General features: G+C 60.4%; 13 protein-coding genes. 12 read left to right on the top strand and 1 reads right to left on the bottom strand.

Features of this window, described 5'->3' with window-relative positions; translation table 11 throughout:
• Nucleotides 1–42: 42 nt before the first annotated feature.
• A complete protein-coding gene (locus ACYQ6J_RS11380; RefSeq protein WP_460184309.1) occupies nucleotides 43–1,635 on the bottom strand; it encodes a sulfatase family protein in 1,593 nt (530 codons plus the stop codon).
• Between the two features lie 954 nt (nucleotides 1,636–2,589).
• Between ACYQ6J_RS11380 and ACYQ6J_RS11375 the strand changes: the two genes are divergently transcribed.
• The 12 genes from ACYQ6J_RS11375 (at nucleotide 2,590) to ACYQ6J_RS11320 (ending at nucleotide 22,372) form a co-directional block, all read left to right on the top strand.
• Nucleotides 2,590–2,832 carry a hypothetical protein gene (locus tag ACYQ6J_RS11375; protein WP_460184308.1) on the top strand — a complete coding sequence of 81 codons (243 nt, stop codon included), beginning with the start codon at nucleotides 2,590–2,592 and terminating at the stop codon, nucleotides 2,830–2,832.
• A gap of 9 nt (nucleotides 2,833–2,841) precedes the next feature.
• On the top strand, nucleotides 2,842–4,191 hold the full coding sequence (locus tag ACYQ6J_RS11370) for a hypothetical protein (RefSeq protein ID WP_460184307.1): 1,350 nt from the start codon (nucleotides 2,842–2,844) through the stop codon (nucleotides 4,189–4,191).
• A 10-nt stretch (nucleotides 4,192–4,201) separates the two neighbouring features.
• Entirely contained in the window at nucleotides 4,202–6,604 is a 2,403-nt protein-coding gene (locus tag ACYQ6J_RS11365; protein ID WP_460184306.1) for a GAP1-N2 domain-containing protein, read from the top strand.
• 58 nt (nucleotides 6,605–6,662) lie between these two features.
• Entirely contained in the window at nucleotides 6,663–9,677 is a 3,015-nt protein-coding gene (locus tag ACYQ6J_RS11360; protein WP_460184305.1) for a hypothetical protein, read from the top strand.
• Between the two features lie 124 nt (nucleotides 9,678–9,801).
• Entirely contained in the window at nucleotides 9,802–10,803 is a 1,002-nt protein-coding gene (locus ACYQ6J_RS11355) for a DUF4339 domain-containing protein (RefSeq protein WP_460184304.1), read from the top strand.
• A gap of 256 nt (nucleotides 10,804–11,059) precedes the next feature.
• Nucleotides 11,060–11,959 carry a MotA/TolQ/ExbB proton channel family protein gene (locus ACYQ6J_RS11350; RefSeq protein WP_460184303.1) on the top strand — a complete coding sequence of 300 codons (900 nt, stop codon included), beginning with the start codon at nucleotides 11,060–11,062 and terminating at the stop codon, nucleotides 11,957–11,959.
• A complete protein-coding gene (locus tag ACYQ6J_RS11345; RefSeq protein ID WP_460184302.1) occupies nucleotides 11,952–12,746 on the top strand; it encodes a hypothetical protein in 795 nt (264 codons plus the stop codon). Before ACYQ6J_RS11350 ends, ACYQ6J_RS11345 begins: the two co-directional genes overlap by 8 nt.
• 28 nt (nucleotides 12,747–12,774) lie before the next feature.
• Nucleotides 12,775–13,659, top strand: coding sequence for a hypothetical protein (locus tag ACYQ6J_RS11340; RefSeq protein ID WP_460184301.1), 885 nt, complete (start codon nucleotides 12,775–12,777; stop codon nucleotides 13,657–13,659).
• Between the two features lie 107 nt (nucleotides 13,660–13,766).
• Nucleotides 13,767–15,485 (top strand): S1C family serine protease, encoded by a 1,719-nt coding sequence (locus tag ACYQ6J_RS11335; protein ID WP_460184300.1) that lies wholly within the window; start codon nucleotides 13,767–13,769, stop codon nucleotides 15,483–15,485.
• Between the two features lie 105 nt (nucleotides 15,486–15,590).
• Entirely contained in the window at nucleotides 15,591–16,037 is a 447-nt protein-coding gene (locus ACYQ6J_RS11330) for a hypothetical protein (RefSeq protein WP_460184299.1), read from the top strand.
• Nucleotides 16,038–16,358: 321 nt separating this feature from the next.
• A complete protein-coding gene (locus tag ACYQ6J_RS11325; RefSeq protein WP_460184298.1) occupies nucleotides 16,359–18,452 on the top strand; it encodes a heavy metal-binding domain-containing protein in 2,094 nt (697 codons plus the stop codon).
• 95 nt (nucleotides 18,453–18,547) lie between these two features.
• A complete protein-coding gene (locus tag ACYQ6J_RS11320) occupies nucleotides 18,548–22,372 on the top strand; it encodes an efflux RND transporter permease subunit (protein ID WP_460184297.1) in 3,825 nt (1,274 codons plus the stop codon).
• Nucleotides 22,373–22,388 lie beyond the last annotated feature (16 nt).

Raw genomic sequence — 22,388 nt, 5'->3', positions numbered from 1 at the left:
TACACCGTCAGTCGTCGAAATAATTCGATTACGCGTGGAATGTCACGGATAGCGGCGCACTTTGACGTCATTCTTTTGACGCGGCCCCGGCGTACTGCGGCCTTCCACGATGAGTTTCTCCAAAAGGGCTCGCATGGCGCTGACCCGTTCGGGATATCGGTCGGCCAAATTGGTCGTTTCGGCCGGATCTTCCAGAAGGTCGAACAACTCGGGATTCTTGGAGAGGATCAATTTCCAGCGACCGTCTCGTATGGCGGGCAAGCCATTTGCGTTGCAACTGACGGCGCTGGTTCGGATCGGGCGATCTTCGCCGCGTAGCAACGGAAGCAGGCTGAAGCTATCCTCGCCGGCGTTTTCCGGAACCGAGATATCCAAGAGTTCCGCCAGTGTGGCGAAGACGTCCGCTTGATGGACGAGTTGTGGGCACACGCCTCCCGCGACGACTTTGCCGGGCTGACGGACGATCAACGGAATGCGGTGCCCGCCTTCGTAGGCGGATGCCTTGTATCCGCGGAAAGGCCCGCTCGAATAGTGCCCCAGTCGCTCCAGCTCCGCTGCGCCCGTGTATTGCGCCTTGCCGTTGTCGCTGGTGAAAATCACCAGGGTGTTCTGGGAGATGCCCGCGTCGTCCAACGCCCGAAGCACTTCTCCCACTGCGTGATCGGTTTCCATCACGAAATCGGCGTAGATATGCAGACCGCTTTTTCCCATCCATTCGGAATTGACGGCTAAGGGTTCGTGCGGCGAGGTGAATGGCAAGTAGAGCAGAAACGGTGTGCCTTGCCCCGTGCAACGCCGTATGAATTCGCAGGCGCGCCGCGTGATGGTGGGAAGAATCGGTTCGAACCGCCAACCCTCTACGGCGGGTCCCGGTTGGCTGGCCATCAACGGTTGGGCGTCGAAGTAACGATCCGGCAGCAATTCTTGGGGAATGCCGACCGTGCGGTCGTTGTCGATGAAACAGAAGGGCGGCCAATTGGGCACGTCCGTCCCGAAATACTCGTGGAAACCGCGCGTGGTCGGCCCGCCGGGTATGGATTGGCTGAATACCTCGCGCCAAGCGGCAACTTGCTCGGCGGTTGTTTGCACGCCTCGTTGATTGCGGGGCAGGCGGAACAAGGGCATCTTGTCCGGCGGAATGGGCCAGTCCCAGCCCAAATGCCATTTGCCGAAGCAAGCGGTGCGGTAACCTCGCTGCTGGGCCAAGTGTCCCACCGTCATGCGGTCGGCGGCGATAAGAGGCTCTTCGAACACGCCGACGATTCCCGATTGAAGTCGGCTCCGCCAATGATACCGCCCGGTGAGTAACGTATAACGTGACGGCGAACAGACGCCGCTGCTGGAATGGGCATCGGTGAAACGCATCCCCTCTCGCGCCAGTCGATCGATATTCGGGGTGGATATCTTCCCGCGATCGGGATTGTACGAGGACACGTCTCCGTAGCCCAAATCGTCCGCGTAAAGGATCACGATGTTGGGCGGCGCGCTCCGCTCTTCGCTTTGGGACGCAGCGGCATGGCCATACGCGACGACGATACTCGCCGCGAGGCTCAACAAGATCGAGGCATATTGCAAACGTGCGAATCTCACAAACAGGCGACGCGTCCGTCGCCGACCCGAAACCCTTTGGATCATATGGCCGCTCCTTTCGGGTAGCTGGGTAAGAATCCTGAAATCGCGCGTGGTCGTCTCATCGTTCTGCCGACAGTGCGTGGGCTGGAACGTTGCGCTTGTTCGCAATTGCACGTAGCATAGACGCCCGATGGACGTCCTGCAAACCGTCAATGAGGTCCGACCCGCAACGCCATTTCAGGTGGCCCGGCCTAATCGGCGGGGGCACGGCCTTTTTCGTGTCGACCGACGGACTGCCCCGCGTCGACGGTCTTCGAGGAGCTTCGCCCCTTCGCAATCGTGCTCATGCGAGTCAACGTCGGCGACTTTGTCGAGTTCGCGACGATCCGTGTGAGATCCTGAGTGGCACGTCGCTGGAGATGAAGGCGGTACGATCGCCGAAATGCGTGTTCGAGGTTGGACGTGGGCTGTCCAACCCTTCGGTTAAGATTGATCGAGAACGGTCGTACCTTACAGCAGTCTCTCAACTCAACAGGAATCGCTGGATGCGGATTCGCTCAGCCATTCAGCAAGAGTTTTAACGTCATACGATCGGCACTTTACGAAAAGGGGGCTACGATGCGACTGCGAGGCGGTTCAGTCCAACTGATTCTTCTGATTGTGGGGATTGGCTGCTCCGTGTGGGCGACCGGGTGCCGTCGTCCGGCAACCGAATCCGGTACCGCAAACCGTGCGCCCAAGGCGTCCGAAACCGTCGCCTCGGAGCAGAAAGCGCCTTCGACGTCACAAAAGACCGACAGCGAGGCAAACGGCGAAAAGGCACCACCGAGCGAGTCATCTCGTCGCGGCGGACGAGATGCGGCGGGGAAGTCAATGGGCGAAGACGGGGCGAAGTCCGGTTCCGGCGGCGCATCGGGAAACGAAACGGGCGGAGCGGTCCCCGGCAGTCTCGGTGCGAGGGGTACGTCCGGCACGGGGGCACAAGGCGGGACATCGCCCGACTCGGCGAGCCGATCCATGCCCGGTCGCAACGCCGCGGTTCAAAGGGCACGCGATGCCCTCGCCCGATCCGCGAGCGGCGATGCTCGTGAGGGATACCGTGAATTGTTCGAGGCGTGGCAAGGGCTTCAGGGCTTTACCGAAAACGACGATGAGTCGGCTGCGCTTGCGGCACGACTGCTGAAAGAAATGGAACGCCGGGGGGCGAGCCTCGATCAAGCCCAAATGCCGGACGATGATAAGCCGTTGATCGCGGAGTGAGGAAGCCCTATGAGTCATGCTGCCCCGCAGCGGAATGCGCCGATTCGTTCTAAGGTGACGTGCCCCCATTGCTGGCACGGGTTCGCTGTATACGACGCCCTCTACATCGCGAGCCATCCCGATTTGTTGGGGGATGCCAGGCTCGGCTCGGAGCATCCGCCGCGGTTCCTGCCGACGCGGTTTACTCCGGACTGTGCCGCCTTGGACGTAAAAGGAATGCCTTGTCGGCGTCTCGCCTGCCCGCGATGCCATCTCGAGATTCCCCGAGCCGTCATCGAGTTGAAACCGCGCGTGGTATCGGTGATCGGGGCGCCTGCCTGTGGAAAATCCTATTTCATCACGGCCCAAGCATGGGCCTTGCGAACGGTGTTGGCCGGACAATTTCGCGTCGCCTTCGCCGACGCCGATCCTCTCATGAATCAACGATTGAACGACTACGAATCCTTGCTCTTTTTGAATCCGGACGACGATGCCCTGGTGGAGTTGCCGAAAACGGAGACGTTCGGCGAGTTCTATAGTAGTGTTCTATTCAACGGCCAAGCCGTGCACTATCTCAAGCCGTTCTTGTTCACTTTAAAGCCTACCGCGGATCACCCCAACGCCCGGGGCGCTTCCCAATTGGGTCGCCTGTTGTGCATGTACGACAATGCAGGCGAGAGCTTCCTACCGGGCCAGGATAGTTCTTCGCGCCCGGTGACGGGGCATTTGGCCGCCTCCGATTTCTTGATGTTTTTATTCGATCCCACGCAAGACGTGCGTTTTCGCCGAGCGATCGCCGCGGATTCTTCGGCGGACCAAGACGTGGCGGCGGCTATTAGGAATCGCCAGGCCGCCTACCGCCAGGAATCGGTACTGAATGAGGCCTCGCAGCGGATTTCCAGAAGCTACCGTTTTGCCGATAAACGACTCCGCCCTCCCATGGCCTTGGTGGTGACGAAGTTCGACGCCTGGAGATCGTTGCTCGGCGATTCGGAACTTCCGTCGCCGTGGCGGTACATCGAGAGGTTGGGTTTGGCGGGCGTCGAGACTCATGCCGTCGAAGCGGTCTCGCGCCGCGTGCGAGAATTGCTCTTGCGATGGACGCCGGAGGTCGTCAATACCGCCGAAGACCTCTGCGATCGCGTGATTTACATCCCGGTCTCGGCAACCGGCGCCGCTCCGATTTTCGACGAGGCACGAAACGCCTGGGGATTTCGTCCGGCCTCCCTGAAGCCGATTTGGACCGAGGTTCCCATGCTGTACTATCTCGCGAAATGGGAACGCGGCATTATCGGGAGCACGCGGCCGAGCAGGACTGCCGCCATTCGTGCCAAGGGCGCGGAAGCCGACGCGGCGCCTGCCGGCCTTTCCGAACAATGATTGCCGCTGAATGACGCGAGAACGATCACGCCCAGGGCGAAGGCGAATACCGGGAGACGAGACGCGACGATATCGGATCGAATTTCGGCGGAAAAGGGAGAGATTGATCGTGAGCCACCAACTCTGGTACACCTCGGCTGAACGAGGATTGTCGGCGGGCAGTCGGGGTTTCTGCACCGTGAAGGCAACGAGAGGCATTCCGCAGCCCTTGGCTCAAAGGTTGGAATCCCTTAGCGGGTACACCCATCTATATGCGCCGCAGGAAAATGGTAACCCCGATAATCCCGTAGCTTACCATTTTATTCAGCTTTACCAAGGCGGACGCACGTGGTACGTGTTGAGTCGAATATGCGACGCGGGACGCGACTATTCGGGACGGACCAACAAATTCGCCCATCACATTGTTCTAGACCACAATGAGCTGCCTCCCGCCGGCCCCGCCTGGTTGATGTCTCAGCCCGGTTTTTTTGACGCGACTTGGGACGGCGTCGTCGGCGTCGTCGACGGGGGCAAGCCCATTCCCCGCCAGGATGTCGCGCCGCGACCCTGTGCACGCTGGCAGGCCGCGGCGGGTGACGCCGGTTGGGCCGGAATCGTGGCCGAATCCGCACTCGATGCCGAAGGGCCGCCCGTGCACATCATCGTTCCCGCCGGATTGCCCGTGCTTCCTTTGTTGGAAGAATCGCTTGCGCTGCTGCCGCCCGAGTTGCGTTGGTCGCTAACGTTTTCGACTTTCTATAGCGACCAATTTCCGGCGGATGTTTCCGTGCGATGGCGAGTTCTCATCGATGGCACGCGCGAGGCGATTCGCGCGGCGGCGGTGCGTCATCAACCGGTCATCGATCTTACGCGACCCGGCCCCGTGCCCATTCCACGGCAAACGTCAGCGGTCGAAGCGGCCAGAAGGGGTACGTTCCTTCAATCGGTAACCCCAGCGGTCGCAAACTCGACGCGTCGCGTTTTCGCCCCGGTGAAGGATGCGGACCTGGGCGTTTACCCTACCAACCGTCCCGTCCGTGCGGCGGCGCCCCCCGTGGCGCACGGCGCGTCTCGCCCGCCCGAACTTGGTCGAGCGGAACCGCCTGCCATCGTCCCGATTGGCGATGCCAAGCGTTTCTCGAAAGGCCGCGTGGTTCGCGATACGCTTCTGATCGCGTCGGTACCTTTAATGATACTCGGCATCGCTTTGGCGATCGCCGCCCAGTACCTTGAACTGTTACCGAAACTGAGCAAGATGTCTACCGTAGCAGCATCCGCTGGGGGCGAGAAGTCGGGTGCGAAAGCCGGGCAACAAACGGAAGCAACCGAGTCGTCGTCCGCACCGCAAAATCGGCAAACGGGCGGCGAACGGACCGCCGCGGAAGCTCCCAGCGAGCAGGAATCGCAGTCGAAAGGCACGCCGCCCCCAACGACTCCGCCGCCGTCGTCAGCGCCAAAACCCGAGGCTGCCGAAACAACGCAAGCCGTCAAGAAGCCTAGCGGCGGGGAGGCGTCCGAGGGGCCGAATGGAAAGATAGATCCTCCTCAGCCTCCCGAAGCCAATCCCGAACCGGCGCCCAAGGCTGCGCCTGAAGCGAGTCAGGCACTCGAAGAGCGCCCGTCCATCTTCGACGCGACCATCAAGCCCCAGTGGTCTATCCGCGAGATTCGTCACGATCTATCAAGTTTCATCAGAATCGGCGTCATTGAAGAGTGTCGCAATGACAATGGAAACGCTCCATCCGTGGGGAATAAGCAGGATCCGGAGCACGCCTTTAATCTTTTAATAGACGGAGAACGCTTGATCCTACTGTCTTCGCCTCCCGCTGTGACCGACCTGCGTATGGAGCAAAGAGGAGAATCCGTAGCGCAGGGAACAATGCCGGGCGGCAAGTCGCTTGGATGTGGATTAATCCTGTCGGCTCCAAAAGAAATCATTGCGGCATTCAGCGACATTAGGGGAGGCGGCGTCGCGGACGCCGAATTGGATGTACAAGTGACATTAAACGAAATGTGCGTGGCGCTCGCGGTCTCTGAAAAAGAACAAAAAGGAGGGGCCAAAGCTAGAGCTCGCGGAATGACACCAACCTGGGAATATAGAACACAGGATACTTGGACGGAGTCGCTCGGGCTGGAACGGACAAGTAAGCTCGTGAAGTTTGCTATCAATGGAAAGGACGACCAAAGAAAAGAGCAGGCCCCCGATAGTTTCGAATGTGACGTCAAGGTGGTCAAGCGGGAGGGTGAAGGCATAGCGATAGAAATCGGTGATCCCATAATAACGATGGAACGCTTCGAAATAACAGGCATGAAAGTGACGCAGGCACGCGGCAGTCTGACGATCGATGTTGTTTTGAATGAACCGCCCCGGTCTCGCATTCGCATCGTGAATCAGGAGTGGAAGTACCCATCGGAGGCAACTAATCGCAATTAGAGCCCCGGGGGCTGAATAAGGTCCGTAAGGCAAGAAGGAAGGAGGGCGGGATCGGTTTATGCGGGATTATCAAGAGTTGGTCGATATACTGCAAAGCGTGGTTGCGGCGCCCGGCGAATGGGATCAGGGTGAATTGGCGCAATTGGCCGCGGAGTACGCCGAGCAATGCCGCGCCGTGAATCAGCGCATCGGGGAATGCTTCAAGCTGTTGCGTGAGGGACAGACGGCGGAGGCCATCCGTTTGGCGGAGTTGGAACCGCGACTGATCGATTGGGCAGGCTCGCTCGACTTCAACGAACGCGAACGCTGGGCGTCCCTATGTGAATTGCTGGGCGTGACGTTGCCACCTGCCCTGTCGCACGATCGGATCAAAGCCCTCAACGAAGCGTATGCGCTCTCGCCCACGTTGGAGACGTTGACGCGGTTATGGCGCTACCAGAACCTGGCCCGGGCCGCGATTAGCGAACGCTTGGATACGTTGCGCCGATTGGCCGGCGCGGACGCGACGAATTTGGCCTGGCATGATGACATTCGCTTGTTCGAGGAGGCATGGCTGAAGGAGATCAAGGGGGAGGTGTCGGCGGCAATCCAACGGGACGACCGCGAGAGCCTGTTGCGACTCCGCTCGCAAATCGAGTCGGCAACGTGGACGGTTCAGGTTCCGCAAGAGGTGGTCCAGCAGATCGAGCAGGCCGTCAAAAAGCTCGACCATAATCGCATGACGACTCGACTCGGGCAGGTGGGGCAACAGCTACAAACGGCGTACGCCGCGGGCGACGAGCAGGGGGTGGGCGAGGCTCTTCGAGAGTTCGACGCGCTCTGCGATTCCCTGAATCTGGATTCCGGTGACCCGCGAAGAGTATCGGCCGAGCCTGCCAGGGAATGGTGGACTCAGCGGATGCGGGAGGAGGAGCAACGTAGGCGTGCCGCGGCGGCGGAGGCCTCCTTGGAACGGGAACTCGATCATCCCGGCGCGTTGGAGCAAATCGTCAAATTGCACGACGTCGCGGTCTCGGGCGGGCGCAAGCTCCCGATGGAACTGGAGCGACGTTACCGGTTGGTGGTAAGTCGTTTGGAATCGGATCGGCAGCGCGGGCATCAGTTTCGGCTCGTGATTGCCGGAGCCCTCGCGCTGGTGCTGTTAGGCGGGGTGGTCACAACGGTGTGGCTGATCCTGCGGCAAAGAGATCGTGCCGCCGTGGCGCAGAGCCTCGATGAGTTCATCGCGAAGAATGAGCTGGAGGCGGCCGATCAGTTCGTGGCGCGTTTGAAGCAGGATCGCCCCGATGTTTTGCAGGCGACGGTCGTGCAAGCCGCTGTGACGCGATTGGAGCGTGCCCGCGAAAAGGAAGTTGCGAGGCTCAATGAATTCAACGATGTAATTGCTCGGATCGAGGAGCGACTGGCCGTGCCGGACGGCAATCCTGCCAAGCAAGACGTGGAACGACTGTCTGCGCTTGCCCGAAGCGATGAGGAGAAGCTTCGGGCGCGGACGGCGACCGGGCGTGCAGAGGAACGTTGGCGCGATCTGGACCGCCTGGCGCGCGATGACTGGAAGAGCCGATTCGTCGCCCTGACGGACAAGATTCGGCTTCTGGAGGCGGCGGATATTTCGCTGGTGACCGCAGACGAGATTCGTCAGGCGGAGGATGCTCTCCGAGAATTGAGTCGTGACACGACCGTGGACGAATCCCTGACGTCGTCCACGTCGCCGCTGTTGGCGCGATTGACCGCCGTCAAGAGTCGCCGTGAGCAGTTCGAAAAGGATTTACGACGCGTCCAGCCTCTGATCGGTGCCCTGGAGCGGCGAGGGGCCTTCGAGGCCTCTCTTCGGGATTTGTCGAAAGACGAGAATTATCGATTCGCCGCAGACTGCGCGGCAGTTGCGGATGCGTTGCCGTGGGACGCCGTCGACACTTGGAACGCCTTGGCGGCGCTTTGGAATACCCAGCGTCAAGACCCCGATCCCCGCACGGCGTCCCGTCTGATCGCTTCCATCGAGAAGACGGGATATCCGGCGGTGACGAACGGAGGGTGGAACGAGTTTCTTCGAGCGCAGTGGTTACCGTACTTGGAATCGGTCGCGCGACGCGACCAAGCGGCCATGAACGCGATTCTTAAATCCTGGGAGGCGCCGATCGTCAAGCAGGCTTATCGCTACTGCGAATTGGCGGACGGTCGGGAGACGATCCTCTACTCTCTGGAAGACTCGCGCGGCAAGTTGTCCGCCAAATTGGTGGGCATCGATGCCTTGGTGACCGAAAACCCCTTCGGGGATACGTGGCAGTCGGAGAGAAAGACCGTTTCCGGTCCCGCCGTTATTGTTGCCGATATCAGCCCGCAACGCCGTGTTCGTGAAGAGTTGGAGGCGTCGCTGCGAACGCTGTCCGTCTCGCCGGGTCGGTTGGAGACGCTTGCCTGCGAGATTCTCGTGAAAATGATCGCCGACCAAGAGACTGCGAAGGCGGCCTGGAAGTCGGCGACTCGGGCGACCGGCGCCCCCGCCCGATCCGTCGCACGCCTTCCCCGCATCCCGGTCAACGACTATATCTTCGCTCAGTTGTTAGTGGATACCGTCACCGCGGTATCGGCACTTAGTCCGGTTTTTGCGCAGCACTGGGAACCGACCGTCAAGGAACTGAAAATCCAGCTTGCGAAATGCCAAAAGGAGTGGATGGCGTACGAACCTCGTTGGGAAAGCGATGTCGCCGATGGTGTCCCGTCGATTCGGCTCTCCATCCCGTCGCTGCGTGACGCGGAGGCAACGGCGACGGCGACGTTGAAGGAGTTGGAGCAAAAGCAGTCGCCCCTACCAACGCTGCGCTGGGTCGGATTCGTTTATTACGCTGAGGACAATCCTTCCACACCGCACTTCCACGGCGTGAAGGATGCGTTGCGTCCCAACACGATCCTGGTCGGCCTCCCCTCGCCGTCGTCCGGTACCGGCGTTGGGGCTTTTCGGGCAATAGCGACGATTAATGACCAGCGCGGCGTGGAATGGCAATATTCGAGCGTGCCGTTTGGTACACCGCTCTTTGCATTCGGTGAATCGCTCGTGTCATCAGGCAAATAAGTGTCAGGAATATTGAACCGGCAACGTCAAAGTCGGTTTTTTCGCCGGTGAATGATCGGCATGCGACCGACGTGAGAAGCACCGGCAAGTACGCTTGCAAGACGAGATTCACAGGAGTTAGGACATGTCCACGCAGGAGACCTACCATATACGAGTTCGCGGCAACGTGCTGGGCCCCTTTCGTCGAGAGCAGTTGTTGAAGATGATCGATCGCGGGCAGTTGACCCGGATGCACGAGGTTTCGTGCGACGGTTCGGATTGGCAACCCGCCGGCAGTCGCGAGGAGCTATTTCCTCAACCGCCCGCCCCCCCTGCGGCAGCGCCCGCCACGACCGAATCGGTAGCAGCCTCCTTTTCAATTTCGTCGAATGAATCGGAGCCTGGGCAAAGCACCGCCTGGTATTACGAGTACGATGGCCGCGAAAACGGGCCCGTCCCGGCTTCCCAATTGATACAGCTCATCGCCAAGGGATTGGTGGGACCGGAGAATCGTGTGTGGAAAGAGGGCATGAAGGATTGGCAACCGGTGCACGCCACGGAATTGGCGGCGCATCTGCCGCCGCAGGTCGCTGCACCGCCCAGGTCCTCGATCACAGGTCGGGGCTATTCATTGGCGCACGCGGCACCCTATGCATCCGGATTCCCATCGGCAAAACCGAAAGTGCCGGGCATCATTCATGCAGCGTGGATTCTTTATGTCGTCAGTGCCTTACTATGTTTATCGGGAGTGCTAGTCGTAGCAGTAATATCGAGAAACCAAAGCCTCCAATCGTATGGGGTAGATCATGACGCCATTGAGGTGGTGGGAATTGTGCTGTTATCGCTATCGCCGTTGGGAATACTAGAAATCGTAAGTGTGATCTTTGTTGTGTTGGGTTATGCTTGGGGCGCGGTCGTTCAGATTGTTACGTTTACCCTAGGCGTGCCGTTCATCATTGGAATAATTGGATCAGGATTCTCAGTTAGTCCATTAGTCGGCGTGCTTTGGGTTCTCTGGTTTATCGGAAGTCTGGCACGCTTTATTTGTTTTATGGTACCGCCGGCCTGGGACTATTATCGTGCTTGCAAGGCCTATCGATTAAATCGCTTGTTAGCCGAGCGTCCCGACGGCAGGCCGTTCATGTAAGGGTCGCGACAGGAGACAAGCTTAAGCCGGGGTCGTTAGTGAGCACGGCGTTTGTGGGTTGGGAGGGTCGCTTCATAGAGTTACGAGGATTGCCTCGCTCGCCGGATCCCGGCTTTGCACATGGGCCGACGATGGGGTCTCCGGCGGTCTCTCGCAAAAGCCTGCCGGTCACGGAGTGCTGAAAGCAAGGGATTGTACAGGGGGGCTGATCTCGGTTTGTCGGCACCGATTCGTTTTCCCCGGGGAGCAGGTTCTTATGACGATGACGCAAGACGAGTGGATGACAGGGGAAAAGAATGCGGTAAAAACACCGCTGCGATGGCATCGTGACGACCCCGAGCGCCGCTGGGGACTGCGCGGCGGACGTTTTACCCGGGTCAACATGTTGGCGGCGGGGATTGCGTCCGCGATCCTCTGCGCCGGGGTGTTGGGCGGTTTGCTAGCGCTGCCGGAGCGTTGGGCGCGGTACGCGGACATTATTCTTCACCGCGGCCCCACGCAATACGCAACGGTATTCCTTGCGATCTGGTCCGTTCTATTTCTTTGGATCAAGTGGCGGAAGTTGAGGGTCCAAAGGACCGCTCTCAGTTACTCGGTCGCGCCCGACGATCCCGATTTCGTACTGTCCCCTCTCACGGTGGATGAAGTCGTGCAGCGCATCTATGCCGTCGCCGATGAACCGCAGGCGTATCTTCTTTATCACCGGATCTTGTTGGCGCTTTCCAATCTACGGAATCTCGGCCGAGTAACGGAGGTGGATGACATCCTGCGGTCCATCGCGGACCAGGACGAAGCCGCCCTGGAAACGTCGTACAGTCTGGTGCAGGGCTTTGTTTGGGCGATTCCCGTGCTGGGATTCATCGGCACGGTCTTGGGATTGTCTCAATCCATCGGCGCATTCTCGCAAGTCTTGGCCGGCGGCGGCGACGTGAGTTCCTTGACGCAAGGATTGCGTTCGGTGACCGCCGGTCTGGGGACGGCCTTCGACACGACTCTGGTGGCCCTAATCGCCGCCCTTATCATCCAGATGGGCATCACGTCGTTGCGGAAGGCCGAGTATGAGTTCCTCGAAAGTTGCTCCGAATACTGTAGCCGTTTCATCATCGGTCGCCTCAGGTTGACCATCGAGGAATCGCAGGGAATCGAACATGCGTAGGGGCGGCGGACCGACCATCAGTCTTTTTTCCTTTCAAGACATCATCACCTCGGTGATGGGAATCCTTCTATTCATCGCACTGCTGTTGGCATTGCAGTTGGTGCAAGCCGCCGTTCGCGTGCAAGAGGTCGCGAAAGAGACCGGGCCGACGGACGAGGAGATCCGACGTCTGGAAAACAAGAAGGATGAACTGGAGCAAGAGTTGCAGCGAATGATGCGAGCTGCGCAGGATTACGGCGAAATTTCGCCGGAGGGCGTAGCGGCGCTACGGCGGCGCGTCGAGGAGGCGGCAGCCAAGTTGCGCGAGATCGAAGAGCGGACGGAGGCGATGTTTGCCCGCGGAAACAAGGAAATGCGGGCGGGAGCCGATGAAATCGCGGCCATGACGCGGCAAAACGAGCAACTGGATCGAGACCTGGCGCACGTCGAAGATCGGTTGCGCCTGGTCGGCAAGATGAAGGAAGTGACCTTCAACCTGAGCGGTTTTGAGGATTCCAATCGCTATGTGTTGGATTTGGGGCCGAATGCGTGGACAGTCACGCGCTTGGGCCGGATGGGCGAAAGCCGACCGGTGGTGCGGTGGACCGGCGGCACCGCGGAGCGGAAATCGCAGGCCTTGCGGTGGTGCGATCAGCGAGGCAACGGGGATTATGTGTTTCTTGTCGTACGGCCGTCGGCGAGAGAAGAGGCAGACGAGATCTTGGAGCGACTCCGTAGTCGCGGCATACCGCGAGGGTTCGAACCCCTGGGCGAGGATCAGCAATTCCAGTTGACGGCGGGTTCGTAAGAAAACGCCTTGGCAGGAGGATGACGCGGTGCGACGCGAGGCAGCCGGCGACAGCCTTGAGTTGATGCTGGATACCATTTGCAACACCTTCGGCGGGATCGTTCTGATTACGATCCTTCTGGCCGTCTTGACGCGCAATTCCGTCACCTCGCGCGAAAAGGAATTGCAGGAAACCCTGGCACGTCTTACGGACGTTGCAAAGCGGGATCGTTTGGCCGCCGACATCCAAAAACTGGAAGAAAACATCGAGACTTTGCGGCTAGCGGAGGGAGATTTGCCGCAACAAATCGCCGATTTGGTGCGAGAGAAGCGAGATTTGGAAAAACGCGAGCAAGAGATACAAGAACGCATCGCGGACCTCACCGAACGGGAGCGACGGTTCGCCATGCAAGAGGATGAATTGCGAAAGGACCTCGAGGACCTGCGGAGAGAGATAGAACGCAAACAGCGTGACTTGAAGACGAAGGCGGAGGAAGTGGCGTCGGCCGAGGCGCGGGCCACGTTCTCCATTAAGCTTCCGCGAGAACGGCAAGATTCTGAGGGCGGGCCGGGTCTGATCCTCCGCTACGACAGGATGTACGTTTGGCATCAGTACGATGCACAGGGGCGAAGCCTGGGATTGAACGTCGCGGAGTTCTACGTTCTGCGTGAAACATTTGACGGCGTTCGCGTGACGCCGCGACCGGAGAAAGGCATCCCCATCGTCCCCGAGAACGCCGCCGCCATCGTGCAGCGAATACGTAGTTGCCGAGCGGGCGTCGATTTGCAAATCGGCCTGTGGCCGGACACTTTCGACACCTGGCCTGTTTTCCGCGAGGCGGTGGTCAAGGCGGGTTTTCGCTATCGGGTACTGATGATGGGCGAAGAGGGCGGGTTGATAGATCGCGGCGGAAGCGAAGGCTATGTGCAATGACGCTTTCTGCGTGCATCGAGGTTTTCCGAACGGCGCGGCGGCGATTTTGGCGAGACCGATGGTCGGGGGCGTCGCGGCCTTGATTTTGTCCGGGGGAAAGGGCGGAGATGATGCAAAGGCGACTCTTCTACATCTTGACCGAGGGCAAGGTTCGCGGCCCATTTCCGGAACAAGGCGTCCTCGAACTTGCCGGCCAAGGTAAGCTGCCCGCGGACGCGCAACTCTCCGAGGACGGCCGGACTTGGCACGCACCTGAGGCGATTCTGCCGCCGGGATCCGTGCTAGCGGCCAGGCCAAACGCGTCGGGTACGGAGTCGTCGGTATCCGGTTCCCCGCCCCCCCGCAACCGCACGTGGACGGGCCTATCCCGTGGGATGTTCCCCCGGTTCAGCGGGCGCGCGGCAATCGGCATCGCGGCGGCAGCGTTAGGCGGCTTGGTTTTGCTGGCGGCGATTATCAGCGCGGCCTGGCAAAGCACCCGACATGGCTACATTGCTTGGGATACTGAGTTCTACCCATCAACGACGGCAACGCCGTTAGATTTCGGGGACTGGCGGGACGCCGGAGACGCGTGGGGGTCGCCGGAATCCACTCCGCCGCCGCAAACCGAAAATCACCGGGCCGAAAGCGATTCCGGGGCGAAGGGACCGACTGGAGAACCGCCCTCATCAAACGGCAGCCCGGAACCCGATCGACCGCCGGTCGTCCCGCCGCCGCCCCCCGTGGGACCCGCTGACTGGCTCGAACGTGTCCAAAAGGCCACGGTGACTATCTTGACCGACAATGGCCTGGGAAGCGGTTTTTTCGTGGATAGTCCTTCGCTCCGTTGTGTCGTGGTGACCAATAGCCACGTCGTGGAGGACGTTGGCGTGGTTCAAGTGCGGTTGCACGACGGCACGCTGTTGGGCGTGAATCGCGGCTCGGCGTATCCTCAATACGATTTGGCATTTTTAGCGGTTGACGGCCTGCACCAACCGCCGGCGATCCTCTCCCTGCGCGAGAGTCTGCCGAAACTCACCGAAAAAGTCTTCGCCTACGGCGCTCCCTTGGGTTTCAGCGGGACGGTCACGGAAGGAATTGTGAGTGCGGTGCGAACCACCGAGGAGTTGGATCGGAATTTGCAAGACTTGGTCGGGGCGATGACCCCGTATGACAACATCCGATGGATTCAGACCACAGCCGCCATCTCGCCGGGAAATAGCGGCGGGCCTCTCGTGGATGCTCAAGGTCGGGTGGTCGGTGTGAATACCCTAGCATTGTCGGCCGATATTCGCGCACAGAATCTCAATTTCGCCGTGAGTGCGGATCAAGTGATATCTCTGTTGCCGAGCGTGCAATTGTCGAGATTCCCGCCGCCGCAATCCTCACAACGTGCGGCAAACGGCGGCGGGGATGATCTTGCTGGGCTGTCCGAGACCGGCGAGGCGACGCTGAGATACTGGCTCACCATGAAGGCCGCCCTGCAAATCTGGAAGCAATTGAACTCCACCTTGCCCCAAATTGAACGCTTTCCGGTTGGGGAGCAAATAGAGATTCTCCTCGACTTCGCAGGATCCTGCCTGGCTTTAATCGATTTTCTCAACGAATTGGATGAGTCGAATGTCGATCGTGAAGCGATTCAATGCAAGTCGGCAATCTGCGACTTGATGAACGTCTTTGTCAAGTCGCTTCAAGTGTTGGTTCAAAATCCCGGCAATCCCCGGTTGCAGGCTCAAGTGGCTGCCAATCTGCAAAGGACGGTATCCGCTCTGAATCGAGCGGAGCAGAATGCGAGAACGACTCTTAGCCAAAGATACGGCGTTGCATTTCCAAGCCTGTTGGAGTAAGAATGCAAGCGTGCCCCACCGATTGTCGGGTATTCGGGTTGCCGTGCGGCGTGGAGATGCTAGAATTGTGATGGGCACGATGGATAAAGGTTTGAAATCGTCGCGATGAATTCCCTCTCTCGGATTCTGTTGGCCGTTTGGCTGCTGTTGGGATGGACTCCGCACGGAGTCTGTTCCCTCCAAGCGGGCGTCAAACGGCTTTTGGTATCGCGACCGGTCTCGAAAGGCTGTCCACTCTGCCAAAAACTTGTGGACGAATCCTCTGGCCCGGCCATGCCGAAGCAGGCAAACCCCACGAGTTCGGAGGGTCCGGGACGCAATGCGCCGGATTCGTCGCCCGCCAAGTGCTGCCACCCGGATGCCGCGGTGACGGTCGGCAAGGTCTCGCCGGACGGGGCGGATAAGCCTGTCTTCCGGGGAGTTCCGGCGATAGCATCTCCGTTACCGATCTTCGTGGGGTGGTCGAACTTCGAAGTTCTTTCGGATGCCCGATCCGGCCTGCGCTACGAGCCGGTTCCTCTTCATTTACGCCTCTGCGTTTTGCGAATTTAATCGTGCGCGCTCGGCACTTTTTTTGTTGCCGAGTTGATGAATCCTTAGGTTGCCGACGCCCCTTAATGGCGCCTGAGCACTCCTGCTCTGTGTCGCAGGATTCGTGCTCCGCGGCGAAATAGTCGCTTTGATGAGCGGGCTTCACCGTCATCGCCCTTGGCGCGACTGGGACCCGGTAGAGCGTGCGTTGCACGGCAAATTCGGCTTCTCTGGTTAGCTTCGGACGATTGCCGGTCTGCCAATGGGGCGAGTCGAGGTGGCGTCGAATTCAGGATATTACAGCTCACGATTAACAATCCCAATTGATGCGGAGGAATTGACATGACCGAATTGGAACAGTCCAGGATACCCGAAGAAGTCGCGTCCCCGTCCGGTGCTAAGGCCGCACGTTCGCTCTTGCCAAGGTTGTGGCGCGGCGGCCGTGCCGCTCGCCCATACGCGGTGGTTGCCGGTTTGACGTTGGTGTTCGTCGCGGGTTGGTGGTTGGGGCGCGGTGGGGCGATGTCGCCCCACTCCCATCCCGGTGCGGTGGATAACGGGGCGGAACACGCGAGCGACCAGGCCGTCTCCTGGTGGACGTGCTCCATGCATCCGCAAATACGGCAGCCCAAGCCCGGCAAGTGCCCCATTTGTTTCATGGATCTGATCCCGGCGTCGGAGGAGGAAAGCTCGCTAGGCCCGCGACAGTTGCGGATGACGCCGGAAGCGGTAGCCCTTGCCGAGGTGGAAACGCTGCCGGCGCGTCGGTTGTTTCCCGTGCGAGAAGTCCGCCTATGGGGTCGCATCGAATTCGACGAAACGCGCTGGACGACGATTTCCGCCCGATTTCCGGGGCGGCTGGATCGGTTGTTCGTGGACTACACGGGCGTGCCCGTCCGCAAGGGCGACCACCTGGTGGAAATCTACAGTCCGGAACTGAACGTGGCGCAGCAGGAATTGTTGCGGGCGATGTCGTCGTTGGATTCCTCCCCGCCGGGCAGTCCCGCATATTCCATAGCGGCCTCGCTCTTGAAGAGTTCGGAGGAGAAGTTGCGATTGTGGGGCATCCTTCCCGAGCAAATCGCGGAAATCAAAGCCCGCCGGGCGAGCACGGACCACATGACGATCTACGCACCGCAAGGCGGAATCGTCATTACCAAGCACGCCAAGGAAGGGGATTACGTTCAGACCGGAAGCCCCATCTACACCATTGCCGACATGAGCGAGTTGTGGGTCTTTTTCGACGCCTTTGAGGCGGATTTGCCTTGGGTACGGTATGGACAGCCGGTGACGTTCGAGACCGAGGCCTTTCCGGGCGAGAAGTTTACGGGGCGGGTGGCCTTTATCCAGCCCACTTTGGATGAGAAAACGCGGACGATCCGCGTCCGCGTGAACGTGGAGAATCGGGGCGGTCGCCTCAAGCCCGGCATGTTGGCGCGCGGAGTGATCGAATCTCGCTTGGCGGACGGCGATCAAGTCTATGAGCCGGATCTGCTTGGGAAGTGGGTGTGCCCCATGCATCCCGATGTAACCGCCGACGGGCCGGGACAATGCACGCGATGCGGCATGGATCTCGTCGCGTTGACGGAGTTGGGGTACCCGACGGCGAAGCGAGAAGAGGATTTGACGCCCCCCTTGGTGATTCCGGCATCCGCGCCGCTCATCACCGGGATGCGGTCGTTGGTGTACGTTCGCACCGGAAGTGAGGAACCGGTTTTCGAAAGCCGACCCGTGGTCTTGGGGGCGCGCGTCAGGGAGGGATACGTGGTATTGCAGGGACTCCGGGAGGGAGAGCAAGTGGTTGTGCGGGGCAATTTCAAGATCGACAGTGCGGCCCAATTGGCCGGTTTGCCCAGCATGATGCACGACGGCGACGAACCGAACATGCCGCCGGGACATCACCATGCGGAAACGTCGGAGGCCGGGCAAGTCGCGGCGACGCTGCAACCGCGATCCGGTGACGAGGTCCCGCGCGAGTTCACGGCCGCGCTGCGACCGGTATGGCAAGGCTACCTGAAGATTCAGCAGGCGTTGGCCGGGGACGACGCGGCAGCCGCGAAATCGGGGTTCCGGATTCTTCGGCAGGCGTTGGCGGCGGTGGATGCTTCGATCCTAAAGGAAGGCCCGGCCGAGCAGTGGCGGAGTTGGACGCTGGCCGTGAACCGGTCTTGCGAGGCCGCCGGGCAGGCACAAGACATCGAAGCCTTGCGTGCGGAGTTCGAGCGTTTGTCGCAAGCGGCCCAGCGGATGATCGAAGCGGTCGGCCACGATCTTCCCCTGCCCATCGTACGCGTTCACTGTCCGATGGCCTTTTCCAACCGCGGCGCCGATTGGTTGCAGGAGGAAGGCGACGTCGCCAATCCGTATTTCGGCGCCAAGATGCTTCGCTGCGGGACGCCGGAGGCGACGTACGAACCGCGCCGGGCGTCGCCGTGATGGGACGAAGAGAGCGAGCGCTATCGGGTTAGGTTTGATCTCTCTCGACGGCACCCCGTCAAAAAGCGAAGGCCCTTGGCAGTGAGGATGTCATCATGAATCAGCGCGAGGCACAACCTTTCGGTTCCGGTTTCGTGGACGCGGTCATCCGCTTCACCTTGGAAAACAAGTTGGTGGTGTTTCTCATAATCGCGGCGGTGGTGGGATGGGGGGCGGCGGTCATGCCCTTCCACTGGGAGTTGCCGTGGTTGCCGCGGAGTCCCGTGCCCGTGGACGCCATTCCCGACATCGGCGAAAACCAACAGATCGTGCTGGCGGAATGGCCGGGGCGATCGCCGCAGGACATGGAGGATCAGGTCACCTATCCGCTGACGACGTCGCTCTTGGGTGTGCCGGGGGTCAAGACGATCCGCAGTTCGTCGTACTTCGGCTTCGCCGTGGTGTACGTGATCTTTCAAGAGAATGTGGATTTCTATTGGGCGAGGACGCGGATTCTGGAGAGACTGCCGATCGCCCAGAAGTTGCTTCCGGCGGGGGTTTCTCCAACTCTGGGACCGGACGCCACGGCGCTGGGGCAGATATTTTGGTACACGTTGGAGGGACGCGATCCCGAGACCGGAAAGCCGACCGGCGGTTGGGATTTGGAGGAATTGCGCTCGATTCAAGATTGGCAGGTGCGCTATGCCTTGCAATCGGCGGAAGGCGTGGCCGAAACGGCCTCGATCGGGGGATTCGTCCGCGAGTACCAGGTCGACGTCGATCCCGAGTTGCTGGCGCATTTCGGCGTGACCCTGCACGAAGTGCTCGACGCGGTGCGTCGCTCGAATCTCGACGTCGGCGCTCGGACGATTGAGATCAACGGCGTGGATTACATGATCCGCAGTCGAGGCTTCATTCGGGACATCTCGGACCTGGAAAACGCCGTGGTTCGGTCGGACCGCGAGACGCCGATCCTGGTGAAGCACGTCGCGCACGTCACCATGGGACCGGCCATGCGCCGCGGCGTCTTGAACAAGGGAGGGGCGGAGGCGGTGGGCGGCGTGGTTGTGGCGCGCTACGGCGAAAACCCTATGGCCGTAATCCAAAACGTCCGCCGAAAGATCGCCGAGATCGCGCCGGGATTGCCGGTCAAGACGTTGGCGGACGGTCGCCGCTCGCAGGTGACCATCGTTCCCTTCTACGATCGAACGGACTTGATTCAGGAGACGCTGGGGACGCTGGGGGATGCCTTGCGTCAGCAGGTGCTGGTCACCATCATCGTCGTCTTGATCACGGTGAACCACTTTCGCTCTTCGGTGCTGATCTCGTCGCTGCTACCGCTGGCCGTCTTGATGTCCTTCATCGGCATGAAGGTCTTGCACGTCGATTCCAACATCATGTCGTTGGCGGGCATCGCGATCGCGATCGGAACGATGGTGGACATGGGCATCATCCTTACGGAGAACATGCTGCGACATTTGGAGGAGGCTCCGCCCGAGGAATCGAGATTGGAAGTCATTTTTCGGGCGGCGTCCGAAGTGGGACGCCCGGTGTTGACCGCCGTCAGCACCACGATCCTAGGCTTCCTGCCGGTGTTCGTGATGGTCGGACCGGAGGGGAAACTTTTTCGACCGTTGGCCTACACGAAGACCTTCGCTTTGCTGGCGTCCGTGATCGTGGCTTTGACGCTGCTGCCTCCTCTGGCGCACATTCTTTTCAGCGTCAAGCGACCGCATCGCTGGTTGCGAGTGGGCGCGGCGGCGGCCCTCTCCGCGGCGGGCGCGGTCGGCGCCGCGACCTTCGCATGGTGGCTGCTGCCCGCTTTGCTGCTTTGGGCCGGCAACATCCTGATCGCGGAGTTCGCCCCGCGCTTTGCCGCCGTCTATCGACGCTCGCTGACCGCAGCGGCGGCGGCGTTGGGAATCTTCCTGCTCTCCCAGGACTGGATGCCGCTGGGGGCGGACGCCGGTTGGGCCCGCAACACCCTCTTTTGCGGCGGCGTGATCGGCTCTCTTTTGGCGGCCTTCCTTCTTTTCCAGCACTACTACGGACCGCTGTTGCGCTTCTTCCTCGCGCATAAGGCGACGTTCTACTTGTTTCCCGTCACGGCGGTGGTCTTGGCCGGTTGCGTGTGGCTGGGCTTCGATCGGATGTTCGGCTTTATCCCCCGCCTGTCCGCCAAGTTGGGAATCTCCGAGGATGCCATTCGAGGTCAGTCCTGGTGGGTTTGGGCGAGCCACGAGTTCCCCGGTTTGGGGCGGGAATTCATGCCGCCTTTGGATGAAGGATCATTTTTGTTGATGCCGACCGCCATGCCGCACGTCTCTTTGGCTCAAGCCGAGGACTACCTGGCGAAGCAGATCCAAGCGATTTCGGCCATTCCGGAGGTCGAATCGGTGGTGGGCAAGCTGGGTCGCGTGGACAGCGCCTTGGATCCCGCCCCGGTGGGAATGATTGAAACCGTCATCACGTACAAATCGGAATATGCGGTCGACGGCGACGGGCGACGCGTGTATTACCGCTATCGCGAGAAGGATGGTCGCGTGGAGTTCGTACGCGATGCGGCGGGAAACCTGATTCCCGACCCCAGCGGAAAACCCTTTCGCCAATGGCGACCGGAAATCCGAACCGCCGACGATTTGTGGCGTCTCATCGAGCGGACGGGGCGACTGCCGGGATTGACCGCGGCGCCGAAACTGCAACCCATCGCCGCCCGCATCGTGATGTTGCAGACGGGAATACGAGCGGCCATGGCCGCACGAATTCGGGGAAACAGTCTCGACGACATCCAGGCTGTAGGACTGCAATTGGAGGCGATCCTGCGGCGTGCGCCGGGCGTGGACCCCGAGACCGTCTTCGCCGACCGCATGGTCGCATCGCCCTATTTGGAGATCCACCTCCGCCGCGATGACTTGGCACGCTACGGCGTTACCGTGGCCCAGGTGCAGGACCTGGTGGAGATTGCCGTGGGCGGCGAACCGCTCACCACAACCGTGGAAGGGCGCGAACGCTACCCCGTCCGCGTCCGTTATCTCCGCGAGCGCCGTGATTCCATCGAGCAATTGAAGCGCATCTTGGTCACGACTTCCACCGGCGCCCAAATCCCGTTGGAATTGGTCGCCGACATCCAGTACGTGCGCGGCCCGATGGAGATTCGCTCGGAAGATACCAAACTGGTCGGGTACGTGATCTTCGACAAGCTGCCGGGATTCGCCGAGGTGAACGTCGTCGAAGCCTGCCGCGATTTGCTCCGCGATGCCCACGCAAGCGGCGATTTGGTACTGCCGCCGGGCACGGAGATGCCCACGTTCATTGGGTCGTACGAGAATCAAGTGCGGTCCGCCCGGACGCTGGCGGTGGTCATCCCCCTTACCTTTTTCATCATCTTCTTGGTGCTGTACATGCAGTTTCGCAGCGTCGCCACCACGTTCATCGTGTTCAGTGGCGTGATTGTGGCGGCCTCCGGAGGTTTTCTCCTCTTATACCTGTACGGCAAGGCTTGGTTCGGTGATTTCACGGTCTTCGACGCCCACGTGCGAGAGTTGTTCCAGATGAAGGCTATGAACCTGAGCGTGGCGGTATGGGTGGGGTTCATCGCGTTGTGGGGCATTGCCACGGATGACGGCGTGGTCATCGCCGGGTACCTGGATCAACAATTCGCAAAACGAAAGCCGCAGAGTATCGCCGAGATTCGCGATGCCACGCTGGCCGCGGGCCTGCGGCGCATTCGTCCCTGCCTGATGACGACGGCCACCACCGTCCTTGCCTTGTTGCCCGTGCTGACAAGCGTAGGCAGGGGCAGCGACGTCATGGTGCCGATCGCCATTCCGTCTTTCGGCGGCATGTTGATCGAATTGATGACGCTGTTCGTGGTCCCGGTCTCTTACTGCATGGTCAAGGAATGGCGTTGGCGATTGTCCGGTAAGCCGGAAAGTCGATAGAACCGTCACACGCCGA

This window comes from Thermopirellula anaerolimosa (genome assembly GCF_054657335.1).
Note: the sequence above shows the minus strand (reverse complement) of the source record. Positions and strands in the feature narration are given on the sequence as shown.